Below are 25122 nucleotides of genomic sequence, written 5' to 3'. Positions count from 1 at the left end.
GCTTCGCACATTAGGGTCCAACATGCTCAGCCCGCCTGCATCTATCGCCTCGCTGACGCTGCGTCGGACGATGTGGGTGCTACCCGCAAACAAATGACTGACGATCTCACGGGCGCGGTCGCGGTTGGCCGCATGCTTTGTCCGGATCGGGCCCGTCCCACCGCTTTCGAGTGATCGACAAGACGATCAAATGTCGGCCGCTCGGCGTACTTGAATCGGAGGGCGTTGAGGCCATGCTGACTCGCCTCATCCTTCGCCATGGCATACCTCCCTCCGCTCACAATTCGTTCGACCTCAACCCACCACCGTCCCCGCCGCAAAGCCCAGCACCACCCGCGTCCCCGCCCCCGGCTCGCTCTGCACCTGAAGGCTGCCACCGAGCAGCCGGGCGCGCTCCTGCATGCCCAGCACTCCGAAGCCGTCCCGGCGGGCGAGCGGATCGAAGCCGATGCCGTCGTCGCCGATGCTCAACAGCCAGCCGGCGCCTTCGCGCGCCAAGCGCAGGGAGGCGCGGCTGGCTTGGGCATGGCGTCGCACGTTGGTGAGCGACTCCTGGGCGATGCGGAACACCATCGTGGCCATCGGCAACGGGATCTCGCGCGTGTCCGGGTCCACCTGCAGGCTGCAAGGCAACGCGGTGTTGGACGTGAACTCAGCCGCCAGCCATTGCAGCGCCGCTTCGAGGCCGCCATCCAGCGCCGAAGGCCGCAACTGCGACACCAGACCGCGCACCGTGCTCACCAGCCGGTCGACACGACCCAGCAACAGGTCCGGATCCAGGGAATGCGCCGAACCGCCGGCGTTCTGCCGCATCTTCGCCACGGACACTTCCATCTTCAGCGCGGCCAGTTGCTGGCCCAGCTCGTCATGCAGCTCGCGGGAGACGCGCAATCGCTCCTCCTCCAGGGCATGCGCGTTGTACTCGCCCAGACGGAGCAGCGCCGCCTCCGAGTCCGCCAGGGCCGCGGTGCGTTCCGCGACGGCGGCTTCCAGTTGCCGTTGCCGCTCGCGATCGCGCCGGCGCGACCATCGGATGGACAGCCACCACAGCAGCATCAAGGACACGGCGGCCGCGGCGCGTGCCTCGCGCGAGTTCCACCAGGGAGGAAGCACGTCGAACGCAAGGCGCATCACCGGCCCCGGTGCTTCCACGCTCGTCAGCCCGCCGGCGCGCACCTCCAGCGTGTGCTCGCCGGACTCGAGCGCGCCCAGGTCGATCACGGCGCTCTGCGAGGTCCGCCAGGGCGACTCCGCGCCAAGGCGGTATTCGATCCGCAGCGAACGCGCCCGGGAGAAACCAGCCGTCCCCACCGCGATGCGCAGCGTGCGGTCCCGCCACGGCACCGGCTCCAACGGCGGCACCCGGGTGCTCGTGCTGCCGAACACCATGTCCTCCAGCCGCAGCGCGGGCAATGGCGCTTGCGTGTTCCCCGGCAGCAGGTGCGTCAACCCGGCGCCGGTGCCGATCCAGATGCTGCCGTCGGCGTCGGCCAGGAAAGCCGGCGTCACATCGTTCCAGACCAGGCCGGTGCGGCGATCCAGCCGCGACCAGTCGCCCCCGGTTGAGCGGATGAAGACCCCCTGGTCGGTGCCCATCCACAGCCGCCCGTCGAGGTCGGCATGGAGGCTGGCCGCGGCCGCGCCCCCGAAGGCGGACTTGGGCAGGAACTGCAACTGGCGCGCCGTGGCCCCCGACAGCGCGTGGATGCCCAGTCCCGACGTGCCTCCCGCCCACACCGTGTGGTCCAGCACCATCGCCTGCAGCGCGTCGATCCAATCGCCCTGCGCGTCCGCCACGGGGGTCCAGCCCTCCGGCTGGTACCGCCAGAGATCCCGTCCGCTGACGACGAAGTCCTCCCGCGCGCCGTCCGACAGGACGCGGATGTCATAACGCGGATCGAAGCGCCCGGCGCCGATCTTGTGGCGGCGCAGGCGCCCCTCGGACAGCTCGATCAGCTCGAGGCCGTCGCTGCCGGACGCGTAGACCCGACCGGCCCCCTGCGAGATCGTCTGCAGTCCGGTATCGCTGGCAACGACGCGCCCCTGGTCCTCTCCGGCCTTCACGCGGATCACCTGGCCGGCGTCCACCCACCACAGGTCCCCCGCCTGGTCCACCGCCAGGCGATGGACCAGGCCGGACGGCCGGGTCGTCGGCAGCTTCACCTTGCGGAACCTGCGGGCCGCGGCGTCGAACCAGGCCACGCCGTTCGCGGTCGCCGCCCAGAGCCGGCCCTTTCCGTCGCGCGCCACGTCGAGCACGGCCGGCGCGGGCAGGCCCGAGGCGCCGGTCCAATGCTCCGCCCGGCCGTAGCCGATCCAGCGATGGACGCCGCGCGCATTGGTGCCCAGCCACAACGACCCTTCCGCGTCGAACATCAGCCCGCGCAGCGGTGTCTCCGGCAGGCCGTCGTCCTGGGTCCACTCGCGCCAGCGTTCGCCGTTCCAGGCGGCAAGGCCGCGGGTCGTCAGGACGAGGATGAGGCCGTGCTCGTCCTCGGCCAGGCCGTTGTCGCCATACACCCACTGCCGCGGTGGCGCCGCCACGACGGCGAAGCGCGTCGAGCCGGGCGCCAGCCGGGCCAGGCGCCGGCTGCTGCGCGTCCAGAGACTGCCATCGCGCGACACGAGGAGCTGGCCCCACACGTCTTGCGGCAGACCCTGCGCCGGCCCCCACTGCTGCACGCGGCCATCGCGCCACTCGCACAGCTGCGAGCCGCAGCCGAACCAGAGCGCCTCGCCGCGTTGCCGCATCGGGAGCAGTTGCTCGGGGCGGGACTGCAGCTGGGGAATGGCCATCCGCTGAACCATCAGCGAGCTGCCCAGCGCACCCGCGGCGGTGGCGGTCCAGAGGAGCCGGTCTTCATCGATGGCGTAGACCCTGCCCTGCCGGTCCAGTTCCAGCTGCTGGCCGGAGGTGACGTGCAGGTGCTTGCCGTCGGGCTTGAGCAGCTCCGTCCAGGCGGGGCCGTCCTGCCCGTCCTTGCGCCCGTCGTCGCGCACGAACACGCCCCCTTCCGTCAGGAGCCAGAGGCGGCCGCTGACGTCCACGCGAGCCCCGTATGAATACCCTCCCGCCTCCTTCGGCAGCGGTTCCGCATGGATGCGGAAACCGTCGAACCTGAACAGCCCGTTGGCGGTGCAGATCCACAGCCTCGCCCGCGGGTCCTGCACCAGGCACTGCGAGGTGAGGTTGGTCAGGCCCTGGTCTTCCTGGTAGGACTCGAGCACGATGCGCTCGGCCCGCGCGCCCGCGCCGGCCAGCACGAGCCCCGCGGCCAGGGCGGCAAGGGCCCACCCCGCGATGCGCCTGCGCATCGCGGGGGCCTTGGACGGGTCCGGGCTGACGGAACGGCTGCAGGAATCCGGGGGTCGCATGGACGAAGAAGCGCGAAAACCTTCAATCCTGCGCCTGAACTTGGCATCGTTGTCGGCCATTCAGCGACGGCCGATCCTGCGTGATTCATTGGTGATGCCTTGGACAGGACGTCGTCAGGATCCGGCGCGGATCAGGCTTGCGCGATGGACGCGAACCGCCGTATCAGTTGCGCCAGCGAGTCCATCCCGAGCTTGGCGAACAGGTTGGCCCGGTGGGTCTCCACCGTGCGCGGCGACAGGGTCAACGCGCGCCCGATCTCCTTGTTGGTCAGGCCTTCGACGATGAAACCGAGCACCTCGCGCTCGCGCGGCGACAACTGGGCGTAGCACTCGCGCGCCTGCCGATCGGCCCGGTGCCGCTCGCGCGAGCGCACGTGCTGCCGGACGGCACTCTGCAAAGCCTCGATCAGCACCTCGTCGTCGACGGGTTTCTCCAGGAACTCGGCGGCACCGGCCTTGAAGGCACGCCGGCACATCTCCACGGTGCCGTGGCCGGTCAGCAGGATGACCGGATGGTCCACGCCGCCCGCCAGCAAGCGCTCCAGCACCGTCATCCCGCCGATCACCGGCATGCGCAGGTCCAGGACGATGGCGCCGATGCCCGCGCGATCGAACTCCGCCAGGAACACCTGCGGATCCGCCCAGGCCCGCACGCGCAGTCCCACCGTGCCGATGAGCTGGCTCAGGCCGTCGCGCACCGCGGCATCGTCGTCCACCAGATGGATCAGCGGCGAGAGGGACGAGGCGTTATCGGTCATGGCTAGCCGCGACGCTGGACAGGGTCAGGATGAACTCGGCCCCGCGCGGTGCCGACGGCGCCTGGGGCGCCAGGGTCAGGCGCGCGCCCATGGCCTGCGCCAGGCTTTCGCACAGCGTCAGGCCCAGCCCGAGGCCGCCCGGACGCGTGGAGTAGAACGGCTCGAACAGGCGCCGACGCGCCTCCGGCGCGATGCCGGGACCTTGATCGCGCACCGACAGCGTGGCCTGTCCGTGCTCCGCCGCCGTCATGGCGATGCTCAGACGACGCTCGCCAGGCGGCACCTGCTCCAGCGCCTGCAGCGCGTTCATCAGCAGGTTGTGGATGATCTGCTGCAGCGAGATCGGCTCCGCGAGCACCGAAGGCAGCCCGGGGTCGGTGGAGACCGTGGTCGCGATCCGGCGCTCCGCCAGGTCGGGCTCGAGCAGGCGCAGCACGTCCTGCGTGGCGGCGGCCAGCGACAAGGGCTGCACGTCGGCCGCCAGGTCCGGGCGTTCCACCAGCCGGCGCAGCCGCCCCACCACCGCCGAGGCGCGATGGGCCTGCTCCACGGCGCGGACCATGGCGGTCCGGGCGGCGTCGAGTTCGGGCGGATCTTCGACCAGCAGCCGTTTCGCCGCCTGCGTGCTGGACAGCAGCGCCGTCAGCGGCTGGTTCAGCTCATGCGCCATCCCCGCCGCCAGCTCGCCCAGCGCATTGAGGCGGGCGACCTGGCCCAGGCGCAGCAGCTCCTCCATCCGCCGACGCGATGCGCGTTGGCGCCATGCGGCCAGGCCGCCGGCCCCCGCGCCCGCCGTCAGCGCGCACCAGGCCAGGATGGCCAGCCAGGGCAGCTCGCGCAGTTCAACCGTGCGGTGGGCCACGACGTCCAGGGGCTGGCTCCGCACCATGAGGCGCTTGTGGAAGTCGTAGGTCCATCCCACGCTGGCCTGCCGAGGGCGGCCCGGCTGCACCACGAAGGCCGCGTCCCCCAGTTCCAGCGTGACGCGGACCGGGCTGGAGGCGACATCCATGGGCCACTCGTCATAGGGCACCGTGGCCTTCAGGTCGATCTGCAGCGCGTAGCTCGCCGGGGACCCCGCCATCACCAGGTAATAACGGCCCGCGCGCAGATCGGCCAAGGCCATCTCGGGCCGGCCCGACGCGCGCGAAGCCGCCTCCGCGGCCGCCAGCGGGGCCGCCAGCAGGGTGGGCCAGGCACCGGCGGCGGTCCGCTGCAGGACGGTCAGGATCTGCGGATACACCGACGCGAGGCGCGTGACCGGCGCCCCGCCTTCGACGGCCGTGGGCTGCAGCAGGGTCAGCGTGGCCATCACCGCGTCGTACTGGACCACCCGCTGGCTGATCCGGCGGTGTGCGATCCGCCCGTCGGTCTCGAAATCGGCCCGCAGCTCCTGCAGGCGCGCATGGGCGAGGAAGGCCGCGCCCGCGCACGCCACCACCACCCACACGAGCAGGGCCGCCACACCAAGCCTTGCGGGACCACCGCGTCCAGTTCCGATCATGGCCGGCATTCTGGGGCCGGCGGCGGCCGCCGTCGCGCACTGCGTAGTTGTACGGAGGCGCGCGCGTGGCCGACCGAATGGGCGGGAAGAGGCGGCCTTTCTACAGTCCGCTCACGGCGCCACAACGGGTGGTGCCGGCCCCCACCGCAGAAGGTCGTTACCGGAAAACATATGCAGCATTCCCTCGCCAAAGTCGCCGTCACCCTGTCGCTGATCGCCGTCGGCGCCGCCCATGCCGAAGGCCTGCGCGATCGCAAGGACATGTCGCTGGAGCTCGCGACGCAGATCGCGGCGCAGGCCGTGGCCACCTGCAGCGCCAACGGCTATGCCGTGAGCGCCACGGTGGTGGACCGCGCGGGCACCGTGCGCGCCGTCCAGCGCGCCGACGGCAGCGGCCCTCACACGATCGATTCCAGCCGCCTGAAGGCCTACACCGCGGCGTCGGCCCGGGAAAACACGCTGACGATGATGGAGCGCGCGCAACGGGTCCCCGCGGCAGCGAACCTCGCGCACATCCCCGGCTTCCTGCTGCTGGGCGGCGGCGTGCCCGTGAAGGTGGGCGACGAGGTCATCGGCGCCGTGGGCGTGGGGGGCGCCCCCGGCGGCCAATTGGACGAGCAATGCGCCCTGGCGGGCATCGCCAAGGCCTCGCGGCTCGATCGATGAGTCGGGGACCCGCCACTCTGCCCACATGGCGACGCGGCGGGCATCGGTGATGTCCTGGAGAGGATTCCGCCACTGGGGCGTCACCTGGCGTGAAGAAGATGCGCCGGCTTTCCGAGCATCCACCAAGGACTTCCCATGCACCTTCGTCTGCTTCCCCTCGCCCTCGCCTCGCTGCTCGCCTGCGGCGGCGCCTTCGCCGCCAGCGGCAGCTTCAGCACCCTCGCCTACAACGTCGCGGGCCTGCCCCAGGGCGCCTCCAGCGCGGCGGGCGACCGCGCCACCGCGACCAGGAAGATCAGCTGCTACGTCAAGGCCTTCGACATCGTCAACGTGGAGGAGGACTTCAACTACCACGCCGACCTGTACGACGCCTGCGACGACCACGCCTTCCGCACCCCGACCAGCGGCGGCGCCGGCGTCGGCAGCGGTCTCAACACGATGAGCCGCTTCCCGTTCGACGACCTGGCGCGCGTGCGCTGGAGCGACTGCAACGGCGTGGACTGCCTCACGCCCAAGGGCTTCACGATGGCGCGCACGCGCCTGGCCGAAGGCGTCTACGTCGACATCTACAACCTGCACGCGCAGGCCCAGGTGGAGACCGCGGACCTGACCGCGCGCCGCAAGAACGTCGAGCAGATGCTCGCCTACATCGAGTCGGAATCGGCCGGCAACGCGGTGATCGTGTTCGGCGACACCAACACCCGCTACACGCGCAGTGGCGACAACATGGGCCAGTTCCTGCGCCATGGCTTCACCGACGCCTGGATCCAGGGCGTGCGTGGTGGCAGCGTGCCGCCGGTGGGCGACGCGCTCCTGTGCGAGCCGGCCTTCACCAGCGCCAGCTGCGAGGTCGTGGACAAGGTGCTGTTCCGCGGCAATGGCGTGATCACGCTCACGCCGTCCGGCTATGCGGTGCGCACCGACGCCGTGGACTCGAACGGCACCGAGCTGTCGGACCATCGTCCGGTCTCCACGCAATGGAAGTGGAGCGCCGCCGACAACCGCCGCCTGAGCGACACCGTCGGCGGCCCGCACGGCACCAGCTTCAACGACGTGAACCTGCTGCCCGTCAGCCCGGCGGTGCGCCAGCTCAAGATCCGCAGCGGCAGCCGCGTGGACCGGATCGAGGTGGTGCTGTCCAACGGCTTCCCGCTCGGACACGGCGGCACCGGCGGCAACGAGCAGGCGCTCACGCTGGCCGATGGCGAGGTGCTGACCTCGGCCAGCCTGTGCGCCGACCAGTACAAGGGCCAGACCCGCATCTTCTCGGCCGCCTTCACCACCAGCGCGCACCGCACGCTGGCCGGCGGCAGCACGAGCGGCAGCTGCACCACCTTCACCGCGCCGTCGGGCTGGGCCATCGTCGGCTTCCATGGCCGCGACGGCGATGAGGTGGACAAGCTGGGCGTGGTCTACGCGCCGGTGGTCTCGAACACCGGCGCCAAGGCCGTGGCCACGCGCCTGGTGAACGTCCAGTCGGGCCTGTGCATGGACCTGAACCAGTCGCGGGCCGCGGACGGCAACGCCGTGCTGCAGGCCAGCTGCAGCGGCAGCGTCAGCCAGACCTGGAACTACGACGCCACCACGGGCCTGGTGCGCAGCATGCTCGATCCGCACATCTGCCTGGACAACGGCGGCGGCTATGCCGACGGCGCCGCCCTCGTGGTGGCGCAGTGCACCGGCAGCGCCAACCAGCGCTTCAGCTTCGATGCCGCGAGCGGCCGCTTCACGCTGCGCACCGCGCCCGACCAGGCGGTGGATGGCGCCGGCACGGCGGGCAGCGCGCTCAAGACCAGCCGCTACCGGGGCGCCGGCAACCAGCTCTGGAAACAGAAGCCCTGAGCGCCCGAGGCGCTCGAGCGCTCGCCCACGACGAGGCAGCGGCCACGACCCGAGGGCACGTGGCCGCGAGAGGCGCTCGGGCGCCTTACTTCACGAAGCGGGCCAGCAGCCGGATGTAGGCGGTCTGGTAGCCGTTGGACGGCTCGCTGATGGGCCAGGAGTTCAACGGCCAGCCGGTATTGAAGTCCAGGTAGGACTTCTGCGGCGGCTGGCCGTAGGGCGGCGTCGGCCGGCTCGAACCGCAGGCCGAAGAAATGCCGGGGCAGCGCGAGTCCCAGTCCCACTGGTTGTAGTTGGGCCCGCCCACGAGGTAGCCGGGCGCCGGCCCGTAGGTCGAGGTCCTGGCGTCATCCCACTTCGCGCTGCCGTCGGCGAACCACATGTGGAAGATCTGGTTCACCGAGTTCTCGGCGCCAAAGCTGGTCATGTTGGTCAGGTAGGCCTTGCCCAGCGGGTTCACGCCATGCAGGTAATGCAGGTAGTCGGCCGCGGCGGTGGCCACCTGCTCGGGCGTGTGGCGGCTGATGCCGTAGTAGCCCTCCTCCGTGAACAGCGTGCCGGCGTTGGCCTTCACCCCGTTGCTGCCCCAGGTGTAGGACGAGATGTACGCGCGGTAGGGATCGGTCTGCGCGTCGATGGCGCCCCAGCCGCCGTAGTCGCTGCGGCCCCACAGGTCGAGGAAGCGGGTGCGGATCGCCGTGGCGACGTCCGCCGTCGCGCCGGGCAACGAGGCGTAGTACAGCAGGTTGCGCGCGTTGCCGGCATTGAAGGCCGACACGTACCACTGCGAGAACATCGGCGCCTCGGTGTAATGCGTGTCGACGTAGCTGCGGTAGGTGGCGTCGCCGGTGGCGGCGAACAGCTTGATCGCCGCGAACAGGCGCAGCTCCGCGCGGCCCGCGTCGTCGGTCTCCTGCTGGCCCGCGCCCAGGCCGCCGGTGCCGCGGGTGGCATCGTTGTTGTAGAAGAGGACGTTGGGATTGGCCTGCGCCCAGGCCCAGGCCCGCTTGGCGCGCGCGAGCAGGTCCGCGGCGTACGTCTTCATCGCCGTGTTGTTGAGGCCGCCGAAGACCTTGGCCGCCTCCGCGTAGGCCGCGGCCGCCGCGAGCGTGGCGGTCGTGCTGGCGTCGCCGTAGTAGCTGGGACCGGTGGACGCCGACGGCGGGCTGCCATCGGCCAGACCCACGATCGACAGCACCGAGCCATCGCTGTTCTGCATGCGCGCCAGCCAGTCCGTGCCCCACTTCACCTCGTCGAGCAGGTCGGGAATGCCGTTGTAGGACTCGGGCAGATTGAAGTCGTCGGTCCAGACCGTTGGATTCTGGATGTAGGCGTCCAGCAGGTCCTGGATGTACGCGGCCGCCCAGCTGGTGTACTTGTTGGGATCGCCCGCATCGAACCAGCCGCCGCGCAGGTCGCGCGCCGTGCCGGCGTTGTTGGGATCGAGGAAGCGCCGCGCCTGCGGGTCCTGTCCGCCCTTGAGATGGCTGGCCCCGTCGGCCCAGCCCACGCCGGCGTTGGCCACGGTCTTCTCCTGACCGGCGCGTTGGTAATAGAACATCCGCACCGCCTGGATCAGCACGTTGCGGTAGACGTTGTCGCCGATCTCGAAGCGCGCCGAGCGCTGGTTGGCGGTGGGATCGACGATCTCGTAGGTGCCGGGCGCGGTGACCTGGCTGAAGTCGAAGTGCCACACCTGGTCGCCCGAGGACTCGTCGGTCTTGAGCCCGTTCCAGTCCTGGGGCCACGCGGTGTACACGACGGCGCCGGTCGCCGCGTCGACCACCTGCAGCTGCTGGGGCCAGTAGCTCTGGTTGCTGTCGAAGCCGACCTTGGGCAGGCGCAGCACGGCCACCTTCTTCATGCCGGGCAGATAGCCGAACTGGTCGACCATGATGAACTTGCCGGCATTGGCGGCCATGGCTGGCCACACCGTGAAGTTGAAGGCCTGCGTGGTCTTGGCCCCGCAGCTGTTGGTGTAGGTCGCCGTGGCGGTGCAGGTCGCGGTGAGCTTGAGCGTCTGCTCGCGGGCCGTGCCCGAGGCGCCGCAGCCGCTCCACGACCAGTTGCCGGACACAGGTTGCGGTCCGAGCACGACCTTCGCCCCCGCGTTCAGCGAGGCGGAGGCCTTCGCCACCCAGGACGTCGTGCCGTTGACGTTGAGATACGGCGTGACCGCGCTCGGTTGACAGTTCTGCGCCCAGGCGGGCGCGCCGACGATGACCGCTGCCAGCAGCAGTCCCTTTCCAGTTGCCATGTTGTCCCCTCTTGGATTTCTGCACGGATGAGCGCCCGGACCGGCGCGCCCGCTCGACGCGGAACGAAGTGGAACGACCTTGGCTCGCGTCAGTCGGCAAGTCTGAATTGGTCTAACCAATACTTCAATAGGAAGTTTCGGTATTACCAGTTGAAACACTGATGGGGCGCTCGACCAGCCTCGCCAGCGCGGCCCGGACCTCGCGCAGCTTCGGCGGCTTGCCGAGCACCTGGTCGACATGCCGCGGCTTCTCGCCGTCGTCCACCAGCCGCTGACCCCAGCCAGTGAGCAGGATCACCGGCGTGTCCGGCGACAAGGCCTTCACCGCCGCCGCGACCTGGCGACCGTCGACATGCGGCATGCCCAGGTCGGTCACGACGACCTGGAAGCCGCGGCCCGATGGACCGCCTTCCTCCGCCTCGTCGGCATCGACCGCATCGCCCTGCGCCATCGCCCGCTCCGCGTGGAACGCCGCCTCGAACGCCTCGATGCCCTCCCGCCCCGCATGGGCCGCCGTCACCGCGTGACCCTCCGCCTCCAGCGTCTCCTGCAGCGAGCGCAGCAGCAGCGGGTCGTCGTCGACCAGCAGGATCCGCAGCGGCGGCGGCTTCTCGTCCGGATCGGACTGCGGCGCGGCGAGGCCCTCCTCCGGCGCCAGCGCCGCGAAGCGCAGCGACACGCAGGCGCCCTGCCCCGGCACCTGCAGCCGCTCCTGCTGCAGGATCGCCTGCTGCGTCTGGCGCAGGTCCTCGTAGGCCTGCTGCAGCGCGCCATGGAGCTGCGCCTGGTGGCTGGCCAGGCTGACGTGCTCGCTGAGCTGCTGCAGGAATTCGCAATCGCTGCTGCTGAAGGCCTGCGGGTCCCGCCGCGCCGCCACGAGGACACCGAACACGCGGTTCTCCGACTGCAGCGGCGCGATCACCAGCGAGCGCAGCCCGCCCCCCGCCAGCCGCTGCGCGAAGGGAAACGGCACCTGCGTCGCATCGGGCTCGTAGACCAGCCGGCCGGCCAGGCACTGCGACAGGCCGTTGCCGTCGATCGACAGGTCGGCCTGCTCGGACAGCGCGAGCGACAGCGCCAGCGGCGCGCTCTTCACGCCGACGCCGGTCACTCGCAGCGTGTCGCTGGCGGCGTCGCGCAGGCAGATGCAGCTGAAGTCGACCGGCGCGTCGTCCTCCAGGCCGCGGATCACCGCCTGGAAGATGCTGCGCAGGTCCTGGCGCTCGCCGACCGCCCGCGTGATCTGGTGGAGCAGGTTCAGCCGCGCCAGCTGTTCCTTGAGCCGCATCTCGCCAAGCTTGCGGCTGGTGATGTCGCGCAGGAAGGCGTTGAAGCTCACCACGCCGTTGGCGCGGATCGCGGTGATCGCCAGCTCGATCGGGAACTCCCCGCCATCGCGGCGCACCGCGCGCAGCTCCACGCGCCGGTCCAGCACCGTCGCCACGCCGGTGTCGAGGTAGCGCCGCAGGCCCGCGAGGTGCGCCTCCCGGAAGCGCTCGGGCACGATCAGGTCGGCCAGCGACTGGCCGGTCGCCTCGGCCGCGGGCCAGCCGAACACCGCTTCCGCCTGCGGATTCCAGTGCGTGATGCGTCCGTCGCCATCGATGCCGACGACCGCGTCCAGCGCCGCGTCGAGGATGAGCCGCGTGCGGGCCTCGCTCTCCGCGAGCCGGTCGCGCGAGACGGTGGTGGTCCGCAGCAGCGCGCTCATACCGTCGAACTCGCGCGCCAGCTCAGCAATCTCGTCCGATCCCGTGCCGCCCACGGCGTGCTCCAGGTCGCCCGCGCCGACGCGCAGCATGCCCTCGCGCAGCCGGGCCAGCGGCCGGGCGATGTCGCGGAAGACCAGCACCATGCTGCCCGCCACCACCACGGCCAGCGTCGCCGACAGCGCCAGCACGATGGCGAACGCGCGCCGCTGCGCCGCGGCGACCTCCTCGCGGCTGAGGTCCTGCAGCCGGAAGGCTTCGCTCATCATGAGTAGCGTCTTGCGCGCCATGGCGGCGGCCAGTCGCCCGGCCAACTCGTCCAGCACCTGCCGGTCGCCGTCGCCGGCCTGCCGCGCCCGCTGGGCCCGCACCAGTTCCGCGAAGACGGCCGGCGACTTGTCGTAGGCGGCGCGGATCTGCGCGATGCCTTCCTGCTCGTCGCGCGCGTCGAAGCCCTGGGCGCGCTCCAGCGCGGCGCCCAGCGTGCGGTAGGCGCTGTGCCACTGGACCTCGACGCGTGCCTCGGGCTGGCGCGCGTATTCCAGCGTCAGGTGGCGCAGGCCGGCCACCGACTCGACCAGGTCGGCGGCGGCGCGGTTCTTGCGCACGCCCTCGGCGACCTGCTGGCCGGACAGCCCCAGCGACACCGCGATGGCCAGCGCGACCAGCACGCAGGTCGAGCCGACGATCGCGAGGCGGGTCGAGATCTTCATGGCCTAGTGGATGATCGTGACCGCGCGCGGCTTGACCGCGGCCAGGCCGTCCAGGTAGACGGCATCGAGGAAGTTGGGCGCCCGCCCGGCGTCCACCATGCGGTGCTTCATCGCCCAGCGCCCCTCGTCCTCCAGCACCACCAGCAGGTGCTGCTCCAGCGACATCGAGAAGCGGCTGCGCGCGAGCAGCTCGCGGATCTCCTCCGGCGGCTTGCCCAGCGCCTGCGCGACGATGGGCTCGCAGGCGGCGCGGTCGCGCTTGAGCAGTTCCTCGGCCTGCAGCAGCGCGGCGAGCAGACGGCGCGCCGTCTCGCCGCGCTGGAGCACGAAACCGCGCAGCGAGGCCAGGTTGAAGCTGGAGTCGTAGACGCCCTCGCTCGGAAAGACCGACGCGCGGTCCCCCAGGCGCCGGCGCGCGTCGGCGACGTAGGGCTCCCAGGTCGCGATCGCATCGACCTCGCCGCTGGCGAGCGCGTCGGCCAGCTCGCGCGGCTTGCGGTCGACCACCTGGACATCGGCCCGCGACAGGCGCTCGCGCACCAGCAGCACGTCCAGGACGAAATCGCCGCTGGTGCCGGCGCTGACGCCGATGCGCTTGCCGCGCAGCGCATCGGCGGACCAGATGCCCCGATCGGTGCGGGCGACGATGGCATGGTCGCTCTGGGTGGACAGGGTGGCCAGGATGGTGACCGGATGGCCCTTGACCACCGCCAGAGCGACCGGCAACTCGGCGACGGTGGCCACGTCGGCCCGGCCGTCGAGGACCGCGTCCAGCGCCTCCTTGCCCGAGCCGTGCGGCTGCACGGTCACGGCCAGCCCCTGGCGTTCGAAGTAGCCCCGCGCATGGGCCACGAAGGCGGGCGCCGCGCCGGCATACGGCGTCACCGCGAGCACCACGGCCTGGCGCGCGCCCGGCGCCTCGGCCGGCGCGTCAGCCGGCGGTGCCGCGGCGCGGTCACAGCCGGTCAGCGCCGCGGCAAGCGCGACGCACACGGCGCACGCGGCGAGCCGCCTCATGCGGCCAACCACGCGGCCAACCATGCGGCCCACGACGGCCAGGCGCCAAGGCGCCGCCGTCGCGGTCATCCTGTTTGCATCGGACATCGCAGCCCCCCTGCGTCTCGAAGGTCCCGGGGGATCGACGCCCCTCTCGGACAGCGACGATTAGAGGCCCAAGCCCGCGCGATGTCCAGGGACCGCGCCGGTCAGGCCGGCGCGGCCACGTCTTCCGGTGGCTTGACGGGAATCCAGACCTCGAAGGTCGTGCCTTCGCCGGGCACGCTGCGCACCTCGATCCGCCCCGCATGCTTCTGCACGATGGAGTAGGACAGCGACAGCCCCAGCCCGGTGCCCTTGCCCACCGGCTTGGTCGTGAAGAAGGGCTCGAAGATGCGGCGCCGCACCTCCTCGCTCATGCCGGTGCCGGTGTCCTGCACCTCGACGCGGACCCAATCGCCCTCGGCCCGCGTGCGCAGGCGGATCTCGCCGCGCTGCGGGATGGCATGGGCCGCGTTGACGATCAGGTTCATGAAGACCTGGTTCAGTTGCGCCGCGATGCAGCGCACCGGCGGCAGCTGGCCGTAGTCCTTCTTCACGTCGGCCTTGTACTTGACCTCGTTCATCACGACGTTGAGCGTCGACTCGAGGCCCGCGTTGAGGTCGGCGTCCTGCCACTCGGCATGGTCCACGCGCGAGAAGTCCTTGAGGTCGTGCACGATCTTCTTGACCCGCACCAGGCCGTCGTCGCTCTCGTCGAGCAGCTGCGGCAGGTCCTCCTTGACGAAGGCCAGGTCGATGCGCCGGTCCAGCTCGCGCAGCGCGCGGTCGACGGCCTCGGGCAGCGTGCCGGGCGCCTGCGCCTGCATGGTGTCGAGCAGCTCGAACAGCGGCTCCACGTAGCCGCGCAGCGTGCTCATGTTGGAGCTGACGAAGCCGATGGGGTTGTTGATCTCATGCGCCACGCCGGCCGCGAGCTGGCCGATGGACGCCATCTTCTCGGACTGCAGCAGCTGGTTCTGCGCCTCTTCAAGGCGGGTGTTGGTCGACTTGATGCGCTGGTAGTTCTCCTCGAGCTCGCGCTGCACGCGCCGCACCTCGCTGCGGTCCTGCAGCAGCCACCAGGTCTGGGCCAGGCGGTCATGCGGATTGGCCACGTAGGCGATCATCTGGATCCACAGCGGCCGGCCGCGCGCGGAGACCATGGGCATCTCGTGCTGCAGCGACTCGCCGCGGGTGAGCACCGGATAGGCGATCGACGCCAGCGACTGGAAGTCCTCGTCGCTGGCGAAGAAGGAACGCGTCGGGATGCCGCTGGGCGACGCACCGTCGAGCTCGAACATCTCGTTGAACTTGCGGTTGCCGCGCACGATGCGCTGGTTGAGCGTGGTGACGATGCCCACCGACGCGTTCTCCAGGAAGGCCTCCAACTCATGGTGCGTGAGCAGCAGCTCGGCGGTGCGCTCGCTGACCAGCTCCTCGAGCTCGGCGCGATGGCGGCGCAGTTCCTCCTCGGCGCGGCGCCGCTGGGTGACGTCCTGCAGCGTCTCGATCGCGCCGATGACGTTGCCATGTGCATCCCGCAGCGGCGCGGCGGTGAAGAACAGCCAGCGCCCGCCGCCGTCCATCTGCGGGAAGAAGGACTCGACCTCATAGGCGTCGTCCACGGTCTCCGAGCGGCGGCAGCGGCCCTCGTACAGCGGGACGCCCTCCGCCTCGATGGTGCCGGCGATGATCAGGTCGGCCAGCAGCGGGCGCTCGTCCGGATAGAAGGCCGACCAGGCGTCCTGCCGCCCCAGCATGTCGAAGCGGTCGCGGCCGGTGAGCTTGGCGCAGGCGGCGTTCCAGTGCGTGACCCGGTGCTCGGCGTCGAGCACGAAGCTCGCGACCGGACTGTTCTCGATGATCTGGTGCAGCACGCGCCCCACGTCGAGCAGGCTGGTCTGCACATGGCGCATGTCGCTCAGGTCCTGCACCGTCATCACGTTGAGCCGGCGTCCGCGCAGACTGACCGGTCGCGCGGTCAGCTCCAGCGACCGCGTCGAGCCGCTCGCCGTCAACGCCTCGATCTCGATGGCCGGCGGCGGATCGTCCTGCGCGATGGCCTGCAGGCCGTAGTGGCGCAGCGCCTCGCGCTGCTCGGGCGCGGCCCAGCCATCGAACGGCATCGCCGCCATCGTGGCCGCGTCGTAGCCCAGCAGCCGCAGCATCGCCGCGTTGGCATGGACGATGCCCGCCAGGTCATGCACGAGCACCGGCGTGGTCACCGCTTCCCAGGCGGCGGCCAGCTCGGCAGAGAGGTCGGCCGGCAGCTCGCCGGCCACCGCCGGCTCGGCGAGCGGCGCGGGCATCGACGCGGGGATGGCGGCGCTCATAGCTTCACGTCGCCCGGATCCTCCAGGATGAAGGATCCGTCGTCGGCCCAGTTGACATGGGTGATGCCGGGCTCCAGGCGCTCGAGCCGGCGCAGCTCCGCCTCCTGCGCGCTGATCTGGCCCTGCTGGGTGCGGACCAGGTCGGCCAGGCGGCGGTTCTCGATGACCAAATCGCGGACCTGCAGCACCTGCCGCACCGCGCTGAGCAGTTCGAAGTCGGCCCAGGGCTTGGCGATGAAGCGCGCGATGGCGGCCTCGTTGACGGCCCGCACCAGCGCGTTCAGGTCGGCGTAGCCCGACAGGATGATGCGCTCGCAGTCGGGCTGCAGCGTGCGCAGCGCCGTCAGGAAGTCCACGCCATTCATCTCGGGCATGCGGTAGTCGGAGATCGCCAGCGCGTAGACCTGGCGCCGCGCCTGCTCCAGCGCCAGCGCGCCGTTGGCGCATTCGTCGACCTGGTAGCGGCTGCCGTCCGGCGCGCTCAGGCCATGGCGCAGCAGTCGCTGCAGCGCATGAAGGATGCCGGGCTCGTCGTCCACGATCAGGATGCGTTCAGCCATGGGAGGCTCCTTGCGGGACGGTCGGCGCATTCGGTGCGGTCGGCGCGCTCGGCGCGGCGGCCGGCCGCGCGCGCACCGGCCCGGCGTCCTCATCCGGCAGCCGGATGTAGAGCGCGAGCCGCACGCCCTCGCGGCCGGCGAACTCGCGGATCTGGCGCACCAGGCGCGCGTCGAAGACATGCCCCGCCGCCAGCAGCAGCGTGCCCTTGGGCGTCAGCAGGTCGCGCGCGAGCACCATGCCGGGCTCGACGTCCTGCGGGCTGACCTGGCGGTCGCGCGGCTTGTCCTCGGGCTCGTCGGTCAGGGCGAGCTCGAAGGCCTCGACGATCTCCGGCTCGTAGCGCGTGCCCGCGCCGCCGCGGATCAGCTGCAGCGCCTGCGCCGGGGAGAAGTGCTGCTCGGCCATGCGGCCCGACTGCGCGGCGCAGTAGTCGCTGGCCACGCTCAGCGCCTGCGAGGCCAGACCCACCGCGTTGCCCGACAGGCCGTCGGGGAAGCCCTTGCCGTCGATGCGCTCATGCTGCGAGCGCACCAGTCGCGCCACATGCTGCAGCTGGCCCAGCGGCAGCAGCGCGGCCTCGCCGTTGAGCGTGTGGCGGCGGTAGCGCGCGATCTCCTCGGCGTTCATCGTCGACACCGGCTTGCGCAGCAGCGCGTCGGGGAAGCCGATCTTGCCGATCTCGTGCAGCAGGCCGGCGCTGTGGACGTCTTCCTCCACTCGCGGTCCCAGGCCCATGCGGCGCGCCGTGCGCCGCGCCAGGTCGGCGACCTGGCGCGAGTAGCCCGCCAGCCCGCCCTCGCGCAGCTCCAGCAGACCGGAGAAGACCTGGATGGAGAGCAGGAAGTTCTCCTTCACCTGCTCGAAGGATTTCTCCAGCATCGCGTTGACCTGCTCGATCTCCTGCGTGCGGGCGCGCACCCGCTGCGAGAGGTCGGCGTTGAGCGACTGCAGCTCGGCGTTCTGGGTCTTGGTCAGCTGCAGCAGCGCGCGATTCTCGAGTTCGAGCCGGCGGCGCGCCAGCGCGTCGTCGATCGCCAGGAGCAGCTCGCGGTCGTCCCAGGGCTTGGCGATGTGGCGCTGGATCTGGCCGCGGTTGACGGCCGCGACCGTGGCCTGGATGTCGGCATAACCGGTCAGCAGGATGCGGCCCACCGAGGGCCAGCGCTCCCGCACCTGCTCGAGGAACATCGCGCCGTCCATCTCCGGCATGCGCATGTCCGACACCACGACATCGACGGGTTCCTGGGCGAGGATCTCCAGCCCGGCCGCCCCGCCGGACGCGAGCAGCACGCGATAGCCCTGGGGCCGGACCAGCCGGCGCAATGCGCTGAGGATCGACGGCTCGTCGTCCACGAACAGGACGACGGGCTGCGCGGTCTCTTCGGTCATCTGTCGTCTCCCTGATGTGACCTGTCGCCGAACGCCCGACGAGTTTAGGCCGGGTCTTGCGTCGCGAGCCGTCGGCCGCCGTGCGATGACCCCGACGTCATCCGGGGCTTGGGGCGTGGGGGCCAGCGGAAGTCGCACCGCCGCCCTGCGCGCGCACGCCACAGCGTCGCCGCGCCCCCAGGCGCATCGACACCTGCCCGGGCGGGCGGCAAAAGCCATGCCTGTTCAATGACTTGAACGAAAGACTTGAAGCGGCACTTCGCCAGCGCGAGCGTCGTCATCAGCGCCGCGCGTTCCTGAGCACGGCGTGCAGCGTTGCGCAACCGGGCCCGGGGAATCCCCTGAATCAGCGGTGGGACTCCGCGCCGCGCGATTGCGACGACGGCCGCGAGGGGTCTAGTATTGGCCGCTCCCACCCGGCCTCCGCGAGCCTCGCGCTCCGAGCCGGGAGCCCGCCGCGAGCCGCGGCCAACCGCCAACAGGAGCACCCCATGCTTGAACTGATCGGCGCGATTCTGGTGGGCGCCTTCGCGCTCACCTTCGGGGTCCTGTGCGTGGGCCCCATGGTGCTGCAGTCTGACGACCAGTAAACCCTGACGGGCACAGGGCTTGCCGCTGGGCAGGCCATGAAGTTCACCGTCCTCACCGTCAATCTCCACAAGGGTTTCGGTTTCTTCAACCGCCGCTTCATCCTGCACGAGTTGCGGGAAGCGGTGCGGGCCGTGTCCGCCGACGTCGTCTTCCTGCAGGAAGTGCTCGGCGAGCATGAACTGCACGCGGCCCGCGTCCCGACCTGGCCCCAGGCGCCCCACTACGAGTTCCTGGCCGACAGCCTCTGGAGCGACTTCGCCTACGGCCGCAACGCGGTCTATCCGCAGGGGCATCACGGCAATGCCCTGCTGTCGAAGTTCGCCATCACCCATCACACCAACCATGACGTGTCGGTGGAGGGGCCGGAGCGCCGGGGCCTGCTGCACAGCGTGCTCAAGCTCGAGGGGGGCCGCCAGCTGCATGCGATCTGCGTGCACCTGGGCCTGCGCGAGTCGCATCGCCAGCGTCAGGTCGAGCGCCTGTGCCAGCTGATCGACAGCCTGCCGCCTGAAGACCCGGTGGTCGTGGCCGGCGACTTCAACGACTGGCGCCAGCGCGCCCACCGCATGCTGAGCCGCTGCGCGGGACTGGCCGAGGTCTTCGTGAAGTCCTACGGCGCGGCCGCGCGCACCTTCCCGGCGCGCTTCCCGCTGCTGCCGCTGGACCGCATCTACGTGCGCGGCGCCTCGGTGCAGCATCCGATCGTGCTGCCGCGCCGGCCCTGGTCGCACCTGTCGGACCATGCGCCGCTGGCCGCGGAGATCCGCCTATGAAGCGTCCGGACTGGACCGAGGGCAACCGCATCGAGCTGCTCGAGAACGGCGAGGAGTACTTCCCCGCCGTCTTCGCCGCGATCGAGTCGGCCCGCGAGGAGGTGCTGATCGAGACCTTTATCCTGTTCGAGGACAAGGTCGGCCTGGCCTTGCGCGAGGTGCTGATCGCCGCCGCCCGGCGCGGCGTGCGCGTGGACATGACGGTGGACGGCTTCGGGTCGCCGGAGCTGTCCGAAGGCTTCGTCCGCGGCCTCACCGAGGCCGGCGTGCGGCTGCACGTCTTCGATCCGCCACCGCGCTTGTCGCGCCGCCTGAAGCCGTTCCGGCGGCTGCATCGCAAGATCGTCGTCGTCGATGGGACGACCGGCTTCATCGGCGGCATCAATTTCTCGGCCGACCACCTGATCGATTTCGGTCCCGAGGCCAAGCAGGACTACGCGGTGCGCGTCCACGGCCCGGTGGTGACGCAGCTGCGCCGAGCGACGCTCGAGATCCTCGGCACGACGACGACGAAGACTGCAACAACGGAGACGACGACGGCGCCCTCGGCCGGCCCCGCCGCGCAGCGACGCTGGTGGCCCGGCCGGGCCCGCGAGCCGCGCGCGACGGCGTCGGTCGCGCCCGGGGACCAAGCCGCGCGCGCGGGCTCGGCCAAGGCGGTCGTCGTCACCCGCGACAACCATCGCCATCGCGACGACATCGAGCGCATGTACCGCATGGCCCTGCATGCGGCGCGGCACGAGGTGATCATCGCCAACGCCTATTTCTTCCCCGGCTTCCTGCTGCTGCGGAGCATGCAGCGCGCGGCGCGGCGCGGCGTGGCGGTCCACCTGGTCCTGCAGGGACAGCCCGACATCCCCTGGGCGCGCTGGGCCGCGCGCATGGTCTACGACCAGCTGATGCGCGCCGGCGTCCACATCCACGAGTACTGCGAGCGGCCGATGCACGGCAAGGTCGCGCTGGTGGACGGCGCCTGGGCGACGGTGGGCTCCAGCAACCTGGACCCGCTGAGCCTGTCGCTGAACCTGGAGGCCAACCTCATCGTCGAGGACCGCGAGTTCAACCGCGCGCTGCGCGACAAGCTGCAGCCGCTGATGCGCAGCCACTGCCGGCTGCTGAAGCTGGAGGAGACCAACGCGCACCGTTGGTGGTGGCGACTGGGCATGGGCGCGCTGGTCTTTCACGTGATGCGGCATTTCCCGCGCTGGCTGGCGCGGCTGCCGCGACAGACGCAGCCGCTGTTGCCGGTGGCGGAAACGCCGGTGGTGGTCAGCGCGCCGCAGACACCGGCGATCGAGGCCTGGCAATGGCACGCCACGAAGCAGTTGAGCAAGGAAACCGCGGAGTGAGCCGGAATGGCCGCGGCCACGCGGCGCCGGCGCGCCGTCGCTGGCGCGGCCTGGGCGGCTGGCGCGGCTGGGGGCGCTGGCTCAGCGCCGCCTTCGCGATCGCCGTCGTGGCGCTGCTGGCCTGGGCGGCGCGCCAGATCGACTGGCACGAGGTCGGCGACGCGCTGCGGCAGTTGCCGGTGGGCGTGCTGGTCGCGGGCGGCGCGCTGTGCGTGCTCAGCCACCTGATCTACAGCGGCTACGACCTGATCGGCAAGCGCTGGACGCGGCACCCGGTGCCGACGCGGCGCGTCATGCTGATCACCTTCATCAGCTATGCGTTCAATCTCAACCTGGGCTCGCTGGTCGGCGGCGTCGCGATGCGGCTGCGGCTCTATGCCCGCGAGGGCTTGAGGCATCCCATCCCGGCCAAGGTCCTGGCGCTCAGCATGGCCTCCAACTGGCTCGGTTATGGCCTGCTGGCGGGCGGCCTGTTCCTCTTCGGCTGGCTGGCCCCGCCGGCGGACTGGCGCATCGGCGCGGCGGCGCTGCGCGGGCTGGGCGCGCTGATGTGGGTCATCGTGCTGGGCTATCTGGCCTTGTGCGCCTTCTCGCCGCGCCGCGAGTTCCGCTGGCGCGGCCACGACTTCTTCGTCCCCAGCCTGCGCATCGCGCTGATGCAGCTGCTGATCGCCTCCGCCAACTGGCTGACCATCGGCGCGGTGCTGTGGGTGCTGTTGCAGCAGGACGTGGACTACGGCCACACGCTGGCGGTGCTGCTGGTCGCGGCGGTGGCCGGCGTCATCACCCATGTGCCGGCCGGGCTGGGCGTGCTGGAAGGCGTGTTCGTCGCCTTCCTCGGACCCACGCTCGGCGACGGCCAGGTGCTGGCGGCGCTGATCGCCTACCGCGCCCTGTATTACCTCGCGCCGCTGGCGGTCGCGGCGATCGCGTATTTCGTGCTGGAGGCGAAGGCGCGGCGCTGAACCCTCGCCCTGCTCAGGGTCCGTTGCCGTTGGCGTAGGGCAGCAAGGCCTCGACCAGCGGCTTGACCAGCTCGCGCAGCAGCAGGCCCAGTCCGCCCGCCAGCGCGATGCCCACCATCGCGATCGCCAGGCGCGCGATCAGGGGCCGATGCCCGGTGCGCACGATGAAGGACAGGCTGAACACCAGGCTGGTGAGCGATGCCAGCACCGCGCCGTTGGCCGCGACGTCGAAGCCGATCGCGCCCTGCGCCGCCATGCTCGCCGCGGCGGCCACCGCGCTGGCGCTGGACAGCAGCCCGCCGATGACGGTGACCGCATAGAAGCCGGCCTCGCCGAACTCGCGCTGCATCAGCCGGCCCACGATGTGCAGCGCCAGGAACAGCAGCCCGTAGCGCAGCGCCACCGGCAGCGAGAACGGCAGTTCCAGCTTGATGTCCGAGACATCCGCGGTCGGCGTGCCGTTGCGCTGCAGCAGGCTCAGCACCACGAAGCCCGCCGCCGACAGCACCATCATCCCGAAGGCCGCCGCCGCGTTGACGAAGGCCAGCGGCGTGAGGATCAGCAGCAGCACCGCGTTGCGCAGCACCATCGCGGCCACCGCCACCAGCACCGCGCGGTACGCGCCTTCGGCGAAGCGGCCGGCGGTCTCGCGGACCCGCGTGGCCATCTCGACGACGGTGAAGTTGCTGTTGACCAGGCCACCGAAGAAGGCCGACAGCTCCGCGCCCTTGGAGCCATACATCTTCCACAGGATGTAGTTCACGAAGCCGATGCTGGCGATCAGGATCACCGTGACCCAGGCGGCGCGCGGCTCGATCAGCCGCCACGGACCGACCGCGCCGGCCGGCAGCGCCGGGTAGATGACGATGGCCAGGATCGCGAGCAGCAGGGCCGAGCGCACCTCGCCCTCGGTCAGGCCCATCGACAGGCCCGAGAGCCGCTCCTTCCAGGCCAGCAGCGCGGTCGTGCTCACCATCACCGCCGCCGGCGTCACCGTGTGGCCGAGCCCGCACAGCACGCCCGCCATGCAGGTCACCAGCATCGCGGCGGAGGTCGTCAGCTCCGGCCCGTGGCCGCCGCGCATCGTGTGCACGTTCAGCGGGATCGCCAGGCCGGCGGCCAGGATCAGGCTCAGCAGCGCGTAATGCTCGCCCAGCGAGCCGCCCAGCGCGCCGAGCAAGGCGATGAAGCCGAAGGTCCGCAGCCCGGCCTCCTTGCCGCGCCGCTCCCGCTCCAGTCCCAGCAGCAGGCCCAGCGACAGGGCCAGCGCCAGGCGCAGGAGGATCTCGAGGTAAGGCCACTCCGCGTTGGGCAGTGGCGTGGCGATGGGCAGCGGCAGTGTCATCGGGCCAGGGTACCCCAAGGACTGAACGGGCCTCAAGCCTCCAGCGCGGGGACCGCCTCACCCTGCCCCGCCGCCTTGCCCTGCCCCGCCGCCTTGCCCGGTCGCCGCCGCGCTGTCATGTGTTCGCGGACCCTCGCTCCGAATCGCTTCAGGGAAGCCTCGTGGAACTCTACGGCGGTGATGCGCGCGGCACCCTACACCGCCCAGCGCAACATCGGCGCGGGCACCGGCACCGCCGCGTGGTCGGGCGGTGTCTCGGGCTCGCGGTCCGGCGCGCTCAGCACGCGGTCGAGCAGCCGCTGCTCCAGCGCCGCGAAGGCCGCATCGCGACGGCGCGGTCGCGGCAGGTCGATGCGCAGGTCCAGCGCCAGCCGGCCGTCCTCGATCAGCAGCACCCGGTCCGCCAGCGCGACCGCCTCGGCCACGTCATGCGTCACCAGCAGCGCGGTGAAGCCGTGCCGCGTCCACAGCGACTCGATCAGCCGCTGCATGTCGATGCGGGTCAGCGCGTCCAGCGCGCCCAGCGGCTCGTCCAGCAGCAGCAGCTTCGGCGCGTGCACCAGCGCCCGGGCCAGCGCCACGCGCTGGCGTTGGCCGCCGGACAGCCGGGCCGGCCATTCGCCGGCGCGGTCGGCCAGACCCACCTGCGCGAGCGCCTTCAGCGCGCGCTCGCGGGCGTCCTCGCCTTCCAGGCCGAGGGCGACGTTGTCGACCACCTTGGCCCACGGCAGCAGCCGCGCCTCCTGGAACATGAAGCGCGTGGCCGACGCCTCGCCGGCCGCGAGCGTCCCCGCGCTCGGCTGATCGAGCCCGGCGAGCAGCCGCAGCAGCGTGCTCTTGCCGCAGCCGCTGCGGCCGATGACCGCGACGAACTCGCCGGCCTCGACCCGCAGGTCCACGCCGCGCAAGACCTGGCGCTCGCCGAAGGACTTGCCCAGGCCCGCCAGCGTCACCGCCTGGCCACCGGCCGCGGCGTCGCGCGGGCCGGCCAGGCCGCGGCGCGCGAGCGGCGGCAGCGGCGCATCCACCTCGGCCGGCAGCGCCGCGGGCTGGGAGTCCTGCGCATCGGCCAGGAGGTCGATCTCGGTGACGCTCATCATGTCTTGCCCGTCATGTCTGATAGCCCGGATGCCAGCGCAGCCAGGCGCGCTCCAGCGCCTGCGCCGCGACGTCGGCCAGCTTGCCCAGCAGCGCGTAGATCAGGATGCCCACCAGCACCACGTCCGTCTGCAGGAACTCGCGCGCGTTCATCGTCATGTAGCCGATGCCGCTCTGCGCCGAGATGGTCTCGGCCACGATCAGCAGCACCCACATCAGCCCGAGCGAGAAGCGCAACCCCACGAGGATGGAGGCCGTCGCCCCGGGCAGGATCACCCGCCGGTACAGCGCCCCGCCGCGCAGGCCGTAGGAGCGCGCCATCTCGATCAGGTCGCGGTCCACGCCGCGGATGCCGTGGAAGGTGTTCAGGTAGACCGGGAAGAACACGCCCAGCGCCACCAGGAACAGCTTGGCCGTCTCGTCGATGCCGAACCACAGGATCACCAGCGGGATCAGCGCCAGCGGCGGGATGTTGCGCAGCATCTGCAGCGTCGTGTCCAGCGCCGTCTCGGCCCAGCGCTGCGAGCCGGTCAGCAGGCCCAGCAGCAGCCCCAGGCCGCCACCGATCGCGAAGCCGAGGAAGGCCCGGCCGGTGCTCACCACCAGGTGCCGCCAGAGCTCGCCCGACAGCGCCAGCTCCCACGCCGCCCGCGCCACCGCCGAAGGCGCCGGCAGCACCCGCGTCGACAGCCAGCCCGCCTGCGCGCTCACTTGCCAAAGCGCCAGCACCGCCAGCGGCACCAGCCATGGGGCCAATCGCCGGAGCGCCGCGGCGGACGCGGCTCGCCACGCCTGCGGTTGACGTGGCGCCTCCCGCTCGCGGGCGGTCCCTCCGGTCGCAGTCCCCACGATGCGC

The 25122-nt window shown here is 71.2% G+C and carries 17 protein-coding genes; 5 read left to right on the top strand and 12 right to left on the bottom strand.

Annotated features, from left to right (window positions below):
* Positions 1-294: 294 nt before the first annotated feature.
* The 3 genes from BM393_RS06965 to BM393_RS06955 form a co-directional block, all read right to left on the bottom strand.
* On the bottom strand, positions 295-3315 hold the full coding sequence (locus tag BM393_RS06965) for a two-component regulator propeller domain-containing protein (protein ID WP_091723910.1): 3021 nt from the start codon (positions 3313-3315) through the stop codon (positions 295-297).
* Positions 3316-3506: 191 nt separating this feature from the next.
* Positions 3507-4133: a response regulator transcription factor gene (locus tag BM393_RS06960; protein ID WP_091723907.1), complete on the bottom strand. Its 627-nt coding sequence runs from the start codon at positions 4131-4133 to the stop codon at positions 3507-3509.
* On the bottom strand, positions 4123-5598 hold the full coding sequence (locus tag BM393_RS06955) for a sensor histidine kinase (protein WP_254783243.1): 1476 nt from the start codon (positions 5596-5598) through the stop codon (positions 4123-4125). Before BM393_RS06955 ends, BM393_RS06960 begins: the two co-directional genes overlap by 11 nt.
* Before the next feature lie 210 nt (positions 5599-5808).
* Between BM393_RS06955 and BM393_RS06950 the strand changes: the two genes are divergently transcribed.
* Complete coding sequence (locus BM393_RS06950) at positions 5809-6303, top strand: heme-binding protein (protein WP_091723902.1); 495 nt, start codon at positions 5809-5811, stop codon at positions 6301-6303.
* Positions 6304-6438: 135 nt separating this feature from the next.
* Entirely contained in the window at positions 6439-8145 is a 1707-nt protein-coding gene (locus BM393_RS06945) for a jacalin-like lectin (protein WP_091723900.1), read from the top strand.
* Positions 8146-8230: 85 nt separating this feature from the next.
* Here BM393_RS06945 and BM393_RS06940 read toward each other — a convergent pair whose 3' ends face one another.
* From BM393_RS06940 to BM393_RS06910, 6 genes are all read right to left on the bottom strand, one after another.
* Positions 8231-10402 carry a glycoside hydrolase family 9 protein gene (locus BM393_RS06940; RefSeq protein ID WP_141225247.1) on the bottom strand — a complete coding sequence of 724 codons (2172 nt, stop codon included), beginning with the start codon at positions 10400-10402 and terminating at the stop codon, positions 8231-8233.
* Positions 10403-10526: 124 nt separating this feature from the next.
* Entirely contained in the window at positions 10527-12824 is a 2298-nt protein-coding gene (locus BM393_RS06930) for a PAS domain S-box protein (RefSeq protein ID WP_091723898.1), read from the bottom strand.
* Between the two features lie 3 nt (positions 12825-12827).
* Positions 12828-13928, bottom strand: coding sequence for an ABC transporter substrate-binding protein (locus BM393_RS06925; protein ID WP_091723895.1), 1101 nt, complete (start codon positions 13926-13928; stop codon positions 12828-12830).
* Positions 13929-14029: 101 nt separating this feature from the next.
* Positions 14030-16195: a PAS domain S-box protein gene (locus BM393_RS06920; protein ID WP_091723893.1), complete on the bottom strand. Its 2166-nt coding sequence runs from the start codon at positions 16193-16195 to the stop codon at positions 14030-14032.
* On the bottom strand, positions 16192-16755 hold the full coding sequence (locus BM393_RS06915) for a response regulator (RefSeq protein WP_091723890.1): 564 nt from the start codon (positions 16753-16755) through the stop codon (positions 16192-16194). Before BM393_RS06915 ends, BM393_RS06920 begins: the two co-directional genes overlap by 4 nt.
* The gene (locus tag BM393_RS06910) at positions 16748-18145 is read right to left on the bottom strand and encodes an HD domain-containing phosphohydrolase (RefSeq protein WP_091723887.1); all 1398 of its coding nucleotides are present in this window, start codon (positions 18143-18145) and stop codon (positions 16748-16750) included. The genes BM393_RS06915 and BM393_RS06910 overlap by 8 nt, the downstream gene beginning before the upstream one ends.
* A gap of 626 nt (positions 18146-18771) precedes the next feature.
* Here BM393_RS06910 and BM393_RS06905 point away from each other — a divergent pair.
* From BM393_RS06905 to BM393_RS06895, 3 genes are read left to right on the top strand one after another with little or no spacing between them, the layout of a single operon-like run.
* Positions 18772-19509, top strand: coding sequence for an endonuclease/exonuclease/phosphatase family protein (locus tag BM393_RS06905; protein WP_091723885.1), 738 nt, complete (start codon positions 18772-18774; stop codon positions 19507-19509).
* Complete coding sequence (clsB, locus tag BM393_RS06900; RefSeq protein ID WP_091723883.1) at positions 19506-20858, top strand: cardiolipin synthase ClsB; 1353 nt, start codon at positions 19506-19508, stop codon at positions 20856-20858. Before BM393_RS06905 ends, clsB begins: the two co-directional genes overlap by 4 nt.
* Positions 20855-21823 carry a lysylphosphatidylglycerol synthase domain-containing protein gene (locus tag BM393_RS06895; RefSeq protein WP_254783241.1) on the top strand — a complete coding sequence of 323 codons (969 nt, stop codon included), beginning with the start codon at positions 20855-20857 and terminating at the stop codon, positions 21821-21823. The genes clsB and BM393_RS06895 overlap by 4 nt, the downstream gene beginning before the upstream one ends.
* Positions 21824-21836: 13 nt before the next feature.
* Here the strand turns inward: BM393_RS06895 and BM393_RS06890 are convergent, their stop codons facing one another.
* The 3 genes from BM393_RS06890 to ssuC all read right to left on the bottom strand — a co-directional run bounded on the left by BM393_RS06890 (position 21837) and on the right by ssuC (position 25118).
* Positions 21837-23168, bottom strand: coding sequence for a DUF4010 domain-containing protein (locus tag BM393_RS06890; protein ID WP_091723879.1), 1332 nt, complete (start codon positions 23166-23168; stop codon positions 21837-21839).
* 194 nt (positions 23169-23362) lie between these two features.
* On the bottom strand, positions 23363-24265 hold the full coding sequence (locus BM393_RS06885; protein WP_091725136.1) for an ATP-binding cassette domain-containing protein: 903 nt from the start codon (positions 24263-24265) through the stop codon (positions 23363-23365).
* A 13-nt stretch (positions 24266-24278) separates the two neighbouring features.
* Complete coding sequence (gene ssuC / locus BM393_RS06880; RefSeq protein ID WP_404932588.1) at positions 24279-25118, bottom strand: aliphatic sulfonate ABC transporter permease SsuC; 840 nt, start codon at positions 25116-25118, stop codon at positions 24279-24281.
* Positions 25119-25122: the final 4 nt, after the last annotated feature.

The organism is Mitsuaria sp. PDC51 (assembly GCF_900113225.1).
GTDB lineage: Bacteria > Pseudomonadota > Gammaproteobacteria > Burkholderiales > Burkholderiaceae_C > Roseateles.
Note: the sequence above shows the minus strand (reverse complement) of the source record. Positions and strands in the feature narration are given on the sequence as shown.

Bases quoted from the DNA above. Each gene is read 5' to 3' on its own strand.
- BM393_RS06965 (WP_091723910.1), bottom strand. From the start codon at position 3,315: ATGCGCAGGCGCATCGCGGGGTGGGCCCTTGCCGCCCTGGCCGCGGGG.
- BM393_RS06960 (WP_091723907.1), bottom strand. From the start codon at position 4,133: ATGACCGATAACGCCTCGTCCCTCTCGCCGCTGATCCATCTGGTGGAC.
- BM393_RS06950 (WP_091723902.1), top strand. From the start codon at position 5,809: ATGCAGCATTCCCTCGCCAAAGTCGCCGTCACCCTGTCGCTGATCGCC.
- BM393_RS06945 (WP_091723900.1), top strand. From the start codon at position 6,439: ATGCACCTTCGTCTGCTTCCCCTCGCCCTCGCCTCGCTGCTCGCCTGC.
- BM393_RS06940 (WP_141225247.1), bottom strand. From the start codon at position 10,402: ATGGCAACTGGAAAGGGACTGCTGCTGGCAGCGGTCATCGTCGGCGCG.
- BM393_RS06930 (WP_091723898.1), bottom strand. From the start codon at position 12,824: ATGAAGATCTCGACCCGCCTCGCGATCGTCGGCTCGACCTGCGTGCTG.
- BM393_RS06925 (WP_091723895.1), bottom strand. From the start codon at position 13,928: ATGTCCGATGCAAACAGGATGACCGCGACGGCGGCGCCTTGGCGCCTG.
- BM393_RS06920 (WP_091723893.1), bottom strand. From the start codon at position 16,195: ATGAGCGCCGCCATCCCCGCGTCGATGCCCGCGCCGCTCGCCGAGCCG.
- BM393_RS06915 (WP_091723890.1), bottom strand. From the start codon at position 16,755: ATGGCTGAACGCATCCTGATCGTGGACGACGAGCCCGGCATCCTTCAT.
- BM393_RS06910 (WP_091723887.1), bottom strand. From the start codon at position 18,145: ATGACCGAAGAGACCGCGCAGCCCGTCGTCCTGTTCGTGGACGACGAG.
- BM393_RS06905 (WP_091723885.1), top strand. From the start codon at position 18,772: ATGAAGTTCACCGTCCTCACCGTCAATCTCCACAAGGGTTTCGGTTTC.
- clsB (WP_091723883.1), top strand. From the start codon at position 19,506: ATGAAGCGTCCGGACTGGACCGAGGGCAACCGCATCGAGCTGCTCGAG.
- BM393_RS06890 (WP_091723879.1), bottom strand. From the start codon at position 23,168: ATGACACTGCCGCTGCCCATCGCCACGCCACTGCCCAACGCGGAGTGG.
- BM393_RS06885 (WP_091725136.1), bottom strand. From the start codon at position 24,265: ATGAGCGTCACCGAGATCGACCTCCTGGCCGATGCGCAGGACTCCCAG.